The organism is Kitasatospora sp. NPDC057015, assembly GCF_042673745.1.
Taxonomy (GTDB): domain Bacteria; phylum Actinomycetota; class Actinomycetes; order Streptomycetales; family Streptomycetaceae; genus Kitasatospora.
On the sequence record NZ_JBHUSG010000098.1, the window covers coordinates 1 to 8,389 of the forward strand.

The 8,389-nt window shown below is 73.6% G+C and carries 8 protein-coding genes and 1 pseudogene; all 9 read left to right on the forward strand.

Annotated elements, in window-relative coordinates; all coding sequences use genetic code 11:
* Nucleotides 1–228: 228 nt before the first annotated feature.
* The 9 genes and pseudogenes from ACFTWP_RS40820 to ACFTWP_RS40860 all read left to right on the forward strand — a co-directional run bounded on the left by ACFTWP_RS40820 (nucleotide 229) and on the right by ACFTWP_RS40860 (nucleotide 8,223).
* Nucleotides 229–981 (forward strand): RNA polymerase sigma factor, encoded by a 753-nt coding sequence (locus ACFTWP_RS40820; RefSeq protein ID WP_380270262.1) that lies wholly within the window; start codon nucleotides 229–231, stop codon nucleotides 979–981.
* Nucleotides 982–1,276: 295 nt separating this feature from the next.
* On the forward strand, nucleotides 1,277–2,026 hold the full coding sequence (locus ACFTWP_RS40825; protein ID WP_380270263.1) for a hypothetical protein: 750 nt from the start codon (nucleotides 1,277–1,279) through the stop codon (nucleotides 2,024–2,026).
* A 417-nt stretch (nucleotides 2,027–2,443) separates the two neighbouring features.
* The gene (locus tag ACFTWP_RS40830) at nucleotides 2,444–3,502 is read left to right on the forward strand and encodes an ABC transporter substrate-binding protein (protein ID WP_380270264.1); all 1,059 of its coding nucleotides are present in this window, start codon (nucleotides 2,444–2,446) and stop codon (nucleotides 3,500–3,502) included.
* A gap of 7 nt (nucleotides 3,503–3,509) precedes the next feature.
* Nucleotides 3,510–4,334 carry an ABC transporter ATP-binding protein gene (locus ACFTWP_RS40835; RefSeq protein ID WP_380270265.1) on the forward strand — a complete coding sequence of 275 codons (825 nt, stop codon included), beginning with the start codon at nucleotides 3,510–3,512 and terminating at the stop codon, nucleotides 4,332–4,334.
* Entirely contained in the window at nucleotides 4,331–5,302 is a 972-nt protein-coding gene (locus ACFTWP_RS40840; RefSeq protein ID WP_380270266.1) for an ABC transporter permease, read from the forward strand. The genes ACFTWP_RS40835 and ACFTWP_RS40840 overlap by 4 nt, the downstream gene beginning before the upstream one ends.
* A gap of 68 nt (nucleotides 5,303–5,370) precedes the next feature.
* A pseudogene (locus ACFTWP_RS40845) lies at nucleotides 5,371–5,940 on the forward strand (FAD-binding protein); the annotation flags it as partial.
* A gap of 576 nt (nucleotides 5,941–6,516) precedes the next feature.
* Nucleotides 6,517–6,903 carry a hypothetical protein gene (locus ACFTWP_RS40850; RefSeq protein ID WP_380270269.1) on the forward strand — a complete coding sequence of 129 codons (387 nt, stop codon included), beginning with the start codon at nucleotides 6,517–6,519 and terminating at the stop codon, nucleotides 6,901–6,903.
* Entirely contained in the window at nucleotides 6,900–7,259 is a 360-nt protein-coding gene (locus tag ACFTWP_RS40855) for a ferredoxin family protein (RefSeq protein ID WP_380270267.1), read from the forward strand. Before ACFTWP_RS40850 ends, ACFTWP_RS40855 begins: the two co-directional genes overlap by 4 nt.
* A 73-nt stretch (nucleotides 7,260–7,332) precedes the next feature.
* Nucleotides 7,333–8,223: a TauD/TfdA dioxygenase family protein gene (locus ACFTWP_RS40860; protein ID WP_380270268.1), complete on the forward strand. Its 891-nt coding sequence runs from the start codon at nucleotides 7,333–7,335 to the stop codon at nucleotides 8,221–8,223.
* Nucleotides 8,224–8,389 lie beyond the last annotated feature (166 nt).

Consider the following 8,389-nt stretch of genomic DNA (forward strand, 5'->3'; position numbering starts at 1 on the left):
ACTGCAGGGGGGACCCTGTGGGAGAGTAGGACGCCGCCGAACAATCATTGTGGAGAAGCCCTGCCGGGTAACCGGCGGGGCTTTTCTGCGTTTCCGGACCGGAATGCACAGGAGCACCGCGCTTGCCCGGGGCGGACGCGCCGGGCAGGATGGATCGATCACCAGGTGGTCCAGGCCGGTTGGGCGGGACCGCGGGTGAGGACGGGCAGGGATCGGGAGGTGGGGGTTGTGGGCAGGGCGGGAGATGTCGGGGACTTCAACGCGTTCTACGAGGCCTCGTACGGTCAGCTCGTCGCGCACCTCTACGCTCTGACCGGTGATCTGGGGGAGGCCCAGGACGCGGCCCAGGAGGCCTTCGTCCGGGCGTGGGACCGCTGGCACCAGGTCAGTACCCATGACAACCCGGTGGCCTGGGTCCGACTGACCGGGCAGCGGGTGGCGATCAGTCGATGGCGACGCGCGCGGACGGCGGTGAGGAGCTGGGTCCGGCACGGGCCGGTCGGGCCGATCGCCGGCCCGGGGCCCGACACGGTGGCTCTGGTGGAGGCGCTGCGGCAGTTGCCGGAGGCGCAGCGCTCGGCGCTGGTGCTGCATCACATGGGTGGTCGATCGGTGGCCGAGATCGCCGCGGAGGCCGGTGTCCCGGTGGGCACGGTCAAGGCGAGGCTGCACCGGGGGCGCCAGGCCCTGGCCCTGTTGCTCGGCGAGGAGCCGGCCGAGGCCGGGCACCCGGCGGCGGAGTCGGTGGGTGCCGCGCTCCGCCCGCAGCCGGAGCACCGCGATCAGCCGGAGGGCCGGGAGCAGCCGCACCGCCCGGGGGCGGAGCCGCCGGCGGCGGGGCGAGTACCGGCCCAGGTCGTCCGCGCGGAGGGCCTGGCCCCGACGGAGTCGGGAGCGGGTCCGGAGGCACCGGATCCGGCTGCGGTCCTCCTGGAGGCGGAGCGGGCGGCGGTAGCGGCGGGACTGACCACCCATGCGTGACAGAACGCTGAGAAGGAGGGGCCGGTCCGAACCGTCCGGGATCGGAGCGGCCCGGCTGGAGCACCTCTTCGAGACCCTGCGCAGCGATGTGACGACGAGGGTGCAGCCACCGGTCACGGCCCAGCGGGTCCGCCGGGCGGCCGCTCGCCGCCGCCGCCGTCGCAGGGCCGTGCTGGGGGCGGGCTGCGCGGTCGCCGCGCTCGCACTGTGGAGTTTCCGAGGTCTCGTCCCGGCGCCGGACGGAGGGAGTTCCGCCGCCCCGGCGGTCGACCGGCGGATCGCTGCGGAGATACCGATGCCGGGTCGGGAGAGCCCTGCGGACTCCGAACTGTTCCTTCCCGCCGAGGAGCTGCCGGTGGCCGAGGGGGTGTACGGCCCCTGGCTGCCGAAGGACGACAGCGGGAGGTACGGCGTTGCCGGGGAGAGCGCGGCCGCCACGGCCACGCGTACGGCCTCCGAGGGCGGGTCGGGCCGGGCGGACGACGCCGGCCTGCCGGCCACCTGCCTGGGGCAGGTGGCCGAGTCGCTCGGAGCCACCAGCCTTTCGGGGCGCTCCTACGCGGACTTCGGCGGCTACGGGGCGGCTGCCGCCGAGTACGTCCTGGCGTTTCCCTCCGCGCAGGAGGCGGGTAGGGCGGCCATCCGACTACGGGCAGCGATGGAGTGCGGCCCCGCCGGCGTGACCGCCCTGTTCTGTTCGAGCGACGTCATCGCCGTCCAGTTGTGGCCGGGCGGGAGGGGCCCGGCCGAGGTCGAGGAGATCACCGTCCAGCAGGCGGGCAGCAGGCTGGTGGCGCTGGCCGTGCACCGGCCCGCCGGTGCCACGGGGGTGCCCTCGGGCAGCCCCGATCCGCTGCGGCAGGGCTTGGTCCGGCCGGAGTTCTACGCCGCCGTGGACTCCCTCCGGGCCCGGGTGGCGGAGGCCGCCGCGACGGACGGCACGACCCCCGGTGCGACCCCCGGCGCAGGCACGGATGTGCCCTCGGGGACGGCTTCTCCCGAGCCCATCGACGTCACCGGAGCGGAGCAGTGCGAGGGCGCGTAGCACCGTCCCGGGCGGGCGGGGCGGGTTTCTTCCGGTGGATGAACATTCGTTGACCCGGCCATGGCCGGCTGCCAGTCTGTCGGACGTGAGCCAATCCGAGCGCCTTGTGGGCCGCCTGCACGTCGATCTGCGACGGCACGCGAGCGCCATCTGTGCTGTCTGCCACTGACCGGCGCTCCTTCGCGCTGACGCGCTTCTCTCACCTGTCGGCCTGAACCGGCACGGTCGCCCTACCGCCACAGTCGCCGTACCGGTCTGTCGCCGTACCCGGCCGCGCCGTCGTCCTCGCCCCCGCCCCGGCCTGTTCGCCGGGTGCTCCCGTCCACCACCGGCCGCTCACCCCGGCCTCGCCGCGTGACGGGCAGCCTGCTGCCCGTCCCCGTCGGCGTACCCTGCCGACCCCGCAAAGGACCCCCCATGCCCGTGACCTCATGGACCGCTTCCCAGCCCACCTCCCGACGCCGGTTCCTCGCGTTGGCCGCGGTCGCGGCGGCGGCGACCGCCTGCGGCCGGGCGACGGCGGCGGGCGGTGGCGGGGCCGAGACGAGGAAGCTCCGCTACCAGGGCTGGGTGGGGCAAGTGACCCTGCCCGAACTCGCCGAGGACCTGGGCTACTTCGGCGACGTGAAGCTGGAGTGGGTGGGCAACACGATCAGCGGCCCGCAGGACATCCAGTCGGCGGCGACCGGGCAGACGGACTTCGGCGGGGCGTTCAACGGCGCCGTCGTCAAGCTGATCGCGGCCGGGGCACCGGTGAAGGCGGCGATCAGCTACTACGGCGTCGACGCCGCCTCCTACAACGGCTACTACGTGCTGGAGGACAGCCCGATCCGCTCCGCCCGGGACCTGGTCGGCAAGAAGGTGGGGATGAACACGCTCGGCGCCCACGTCGAGGCGGTGCTCGACACCTACCTCCAGCGCAACGGCTTCGCCGCATCGGAGTTGGGCCGGGTCGAGCGGATCGTCGTGCCCCCGGTCAACACCGAGCAGTCGTTGCGGCAGAAGCAGATCGAGGTCGCCTCGCTGGGCGGCGTCCTGCGGGACAAGGCGCTGGCCGCGGGCGGGATCCGTCCGCTGTTCAGCGACTTCGACCTGCTGGGCGCCTTCAGCGCCGGCACGTACGTGCTGACCGACAGGTTCCTGAAGCAGAACCCGAACACGTCGAAGGTCTTCGTGACGGGGGTCGCGAAGGCGATCGAGTGGGCCAGGTCGACTCCGCGCGAGGAGGTGATCGCCCGCAGTACGGACATCATCAGGCGGCGCGGCCGGAACGAGGACGCCGCGGCGCTCCAGTTCTGGAAGTCCTTCGGTGTGGCCGAACCCGGTGGGCGGATCACGGACCGGACCTTCCAGCTCTGGATCGACTGGCTGACCGCGCACGGTGACATCAAGGCCGGGCAGGTCAAGGCGGCCGACCTCTACACCAACCAGTTCAACGGCTACTCGGCCGCCTCGCCCACCGCCGCCAGGAGTTGAGCCCGCGATGACCGATCACATCAGTTTTCGCCAGGTCACCAAGACCTTCCCGGTACGGGGGCGGGCGGGGGACCGCCGGCCCTCCGGGTTCACCGCCCTCGACTCGGTCGAACTCGACGTCGCCAAAGGCGAGTTCCTGGCGGTTGTCGGCCCGAGCGGGTGCGGCAAGTCCACCCTGCTGGATCTCCTCGGGGGTCTGACGGCGCCGACCTCCGGCGAGATCCTGCTCGACGGCCGGCCGGTCACCGGCCCGGGGGTCGACCGCAGCATCGTCTTCCAGCAGTACGCGCTGCTGCCGTGGCGGACGGCACAGGGCAACGTGGAGTTCGGCCTGGAGGCCACCGGCGTTCCGAGGCGCCAACGGGCCGCCAGAGCAAGGGAGTACCTCGATCTGGTCGGCCTCACCGGCTTCGAGGACCGCCACCCGCACGAGCTCTCCGGCGGGATGAAGCAGCGGGTGGCGATCGCCCGCAGTCTCGCGTACGACCCGGCCGTCCTGTTGATGGACGAGCCGTTCGCGGCGCTCGACGCGCAGACCCGCGAGTCGCTCCAGGACGAACTGCTGCGGATCTGGCAACGGACCGGCAAGACCGTCGTGTTCATCACCCACGGCATCGAGGAGGCGGTCTACCTGGGCGACCGCGTCGCGGTGCTGACCTCGCGCCCGGGCCGGGTGAAGGAGGTCGTCCCGATCGATCTGGGCGAGCGCGCGGCCGGCCAGGACCTGCGCTCCAGCCCCGAGTTCGCCCGCTACCGCCACCGGATCTGGAGCCTGTTGCACGACGAGGTCAGCCGCGCCCAGCAGTTGGAGAGAGAGGTCAGCCACGTATGAGCACCGACCTGAACCCGGGCCCGGCGGTGGCCGTGCGGACGGCCGTCGCCGAACCACGGACCGCGGGGGAGCCGGCCCCGGCCCCGGCCGCGGATCCGGCCCCGACGTCGCCCCCGGCCTCGCACGCCGAGCCGCAGGGCCGGACCCCCGCCGCCCCGGGCGCACCGGCGCCGGCCCGCGGACCGGGGGTGCTGCGGCGCCTCTCCGGGCTGCTGCTGAGGGGTGCCACGAAGTCCGTGGCGATCCTCGCGCTGCTGCTGCTCTGGGAGCTCGCCCCGCGCTTCGAGCTGGTGGACCCGACCTTCCTGCCGCCGTTCAGCGAGGTGCTGGACGCCTGGTACGGGCTGCTGCAGAACGGCCAGTTGGCCGACAACACGGTGGCCAGCCTGACCCGTTCGCTCAGCGGCTTCGGCCTGGCGGTGGTGATCGGAGTGCCGCTCGGCCTGCTGATCGGCTGGTACCGGCCGGTGGCGAACCTGCTCAGCCCGCTGCTGGAGCTGTTCCGCAACACGGCGGCGCTCGCCCTGCTCCCGGTGTTCGTGCTGATCCTCGGCATCGGCGAGACGTCCAAGATCTCGATCGTGCTGTACGCCTGCCTCTGGCCGATCCTGCTCAACACCATCAGTGCGGTGCGCAGCGTGGACCCGACGCTGATCCGGCTCGCCCGCTCGCTGGACCTCTCCGCACCCCGGCTGTTCCAGAAGGTCATCCTGCCCGCCTCGGTGCCGGTGATCTTCACCGGTGTCCGGCTCGCCGGGGCGGTGTCGATCCTGGTGCTGGTGGCCGCCGAGATGGTGGGGGCGAAGGCCGGGCTCGGTTATCTGATCAACGCGTCGCAGTTCAACTTCGCGATCCCGCAGATGTACGCGGGCATCGTGACGATCTCCGTCATCGGGCTGGTCTTCAACCAGCTGTTGGTCGCGCTGGAGCGCCGGTTCACCGCCTGGCGTGCCCCGCTGGTCGGTTGAGAGGAGTGGCGTGAGTACGCAACAGGAGTTCGCGGCCGACGTCCTGGTGGTCGGCGGCGACCTGGGCGGCGCTGGACGCGGCCCGCGCGGGCGCGGACGTCGTCCTGGCCGACAAGGGGTACTGCGGGACCAGCGGCTCGACGGCGGCCGGCGGCACCGGCGTCTGGTACGTGGACCCGGAGCCGGCGCTGCGCGAGGCGGCGATGGCGAGCCGGGAGGCGCTCGGCGGTCACCTGGCCGACCGGCGCTGGATGGCCAGGGTCCTCGACCAGACCTACGCCAACATGAACGAACTGGCGGAGACCCGGAGTTATCCCTTCCCGACCGGTCCGGACGGCCGCCAGCTGCGGACCGGCCTGCAGGGCCCGGAGTACATGCGCCGGATGCGGATCCGGGTGCGGCGCGCGGGTGTCCGGATCCTCGACCACAGCCCCGTCACCGAACTGCTCACCGCCGCCGACGGATCGGTCGCCGGCGCGGCGGGCCAGCGCCGGCAGGCGGGGCACCCCTTCCTGGTGCGGGCGGGCGCCGTGGTGCTCGCCACCGGGGGCTGCGCGTTCCTCAGCAAGGCGCTCGGCACGAACACCAACACCGGGGATGGCGCCCTGTACGCGGCGGAGGTGGGCGCCGAGCTCTCCGGGATGGAGTTCTCCAACGCGTACGGCATCGCGCCGGAGCACACCTCGGTCACCAAGACCGCCTTCTACTCGTACGCCACCTTCACCACCGGGGACGGCGCCGCGCTGGAGGGCGCCGCCAGCCAGGGCGGCCGCTCGGTGATCGCCCGCTCGCTGCTGGCTGGGGAGAAGGTGTACTGCCGGCTGGACCGGGCCGACGAGGCGGCCCGCCGTGCGATGCGCCTGGCCCAGCCGAACTTCTTCCTGACGTTCGACCGGCTCGGCATCGACCCGTTCGCCGACCGCTTCGCCGTCACCCTGCTCGCCGAGGGCACGGTGCGCGGCACCGGTGGCATCCGGATCGCGGGCGACGACTGCCGCACCACCGTCCCCGGCCTGTACGCGGCGGGGGACGCCGCCACCCGCGAGGAGATCTGCGGGGGCTTCACCGGCGGCGGCAGCCACAACGCGGCCTGGGCGATGTCCTCGGGCACCTGGGCCGGGCGGGGCGCCGCCGGGTACGCCCGCGGGCTCGGGCCCGGCGCCCACCGTCGCACGCTCGCCCCGGCCGGCCGGGCCGGACTGCGCCCGACCGGGATGCCCAGCGGTACGCCCGGCGGGGACGCCCGCGAGATCGTGGCCGCCGTCCAGCGCGAGGTGCTCCCGTACGACAAGAACTACCTGCGGCACGGGGACGGCCTCATCGGGGCGCTCACCGTGCTCGACGACACCTGGGCGCGGTTGCGGGCCGGGTTGCGGGCCACCGGCGCGGACGCGGTCCGGGTCCGGCAGGCGGCGGCGCTCACCGCGAACGCCCGCTGGATGTACCGCTCGGCGCTGGCCCGGACCGAGTCCCGGGGCATGGCCCGCCGGCTCGACCACCCCGACCTGGATCCGGCGCAGCACCACCGGATCGCCGCCGGGGGACTGGACGAGGTCTGGACCCGCCCGCTCGCCCGCACCGCCACGGAGGCCGCCGCGTGATCGAACTCGTCTCCCCGGAGCGCTGCGTCGCCTGCGACCGGTGCATCAGGGTCTGCCCGACCGACGTCTTCGAGCGGGGCGCGGACGGCATCCCGGTGATCGCCCGGCAGGACGACTGCCAGACCTGCTTCCAGTGCGAGGCCAACTGCCCGGTGGACGCGCTGTTCGTCGCTCCGTACACCCACCCGCAGCCGCAGGATCCGGCCGTCCGCGACGAGCGGCGGCTCGCCGACGCCGGGCTGCTCGGCAGCTACCGGGCGCAGATCGGCTGGGGCCGGGGCCGGACCCCGGGCGCGCTGCGCGCGATCGGCCCGGTCATCGGGCCGGCCGCCTCGGCCAACCCCGTCACCTCCTGACGCACCGCCCGAGCCACCTCCTGACGCACCTCCTGAACGTCCGCACCGCAACCACCGTCCGAAGGGAAAACCGATGACCAGCACCTTCGAGATCCGCAAGGTCGGCGGCCGGATCGGCGCCGAGATCCTCGGCGTCGACACCGCCGCCGAACTCGACGCGGGCACCGTCGAGCAGCTCAACGCCGCCCTGGTGGAGCACAAGGCGCTCTTCTTCCGCGGCCAGCAGTTGGACGACGACGGCCAGACCCGGTTCGCCGCCAACTTCGGCACGCTCACCACGGCGCACCCGACCGTGCCCGCGCTCGACGGGCAGCCGAACGTGCTGGCGGTGGACAGCGAGGACGGCGGCCGCGCCAACCGCTGGCACACCGACGTCACCTTCGTCCGGACGCCGCCGAAGGCCAGCACCCTGCGCAGCCTGATCGTCCCGCCGTACGGCGGCAACACGCTGATCGCCAACACCCAGACCGCGTACCGGGACCTGCCGGAGCAGCTGCGCGAGTTCGCCGACCGGCTCTGGGCGGTGCACACCAACGACTACGACTACGCGCAGGGCAAGGAGCTGGACGCGGCGGACCAGGAGCGGCGCCGGGTCTTCACCGCCCGCAAGTACCGCACCGCCCACCCGGTGGTGCGGGTGCACCCGGAGAGCGGTGAGCGCGGACTGTTCATCGGGGGCTTCGCCCAGTCGATCGTCGGCCTGCCGAGTGCCGAGTCGCACGACCTGCTGCGCAGTCTGCAGGCGTACGTGACGCGGCCCGAGAACGTGGTCCGTTGGCGTTGGGAGCTGGGGGACGTGGTGCTGTTCGACAACCGGGCCACCCAGCACTACGCCCCGGACGACTACGACGACCTGCCGCGCCGCCTGCACCGCGTCACCGTCGCGGGCGACGTCCCGGTGGGCGTGACGGGGGAGTCCAGCCAGGTGCTGGAGGGTGACGACGCCTCGCACTACACCTCCTGACCACCGTCCGGCCGCGCGGAGGGCTCCGCGCGGCCGGCGTCATGGGGAGGGCCCGGACCACGCGGTCCGGGCCCGCCCCCAGAGCCCCGGGCCCCGCCCCGGGGGCCGGCAGTAGCCCCGGGGGTCCCCCCCCCCGGGCGGCGGCCGCCGCGGGGGGGGCGCCGCG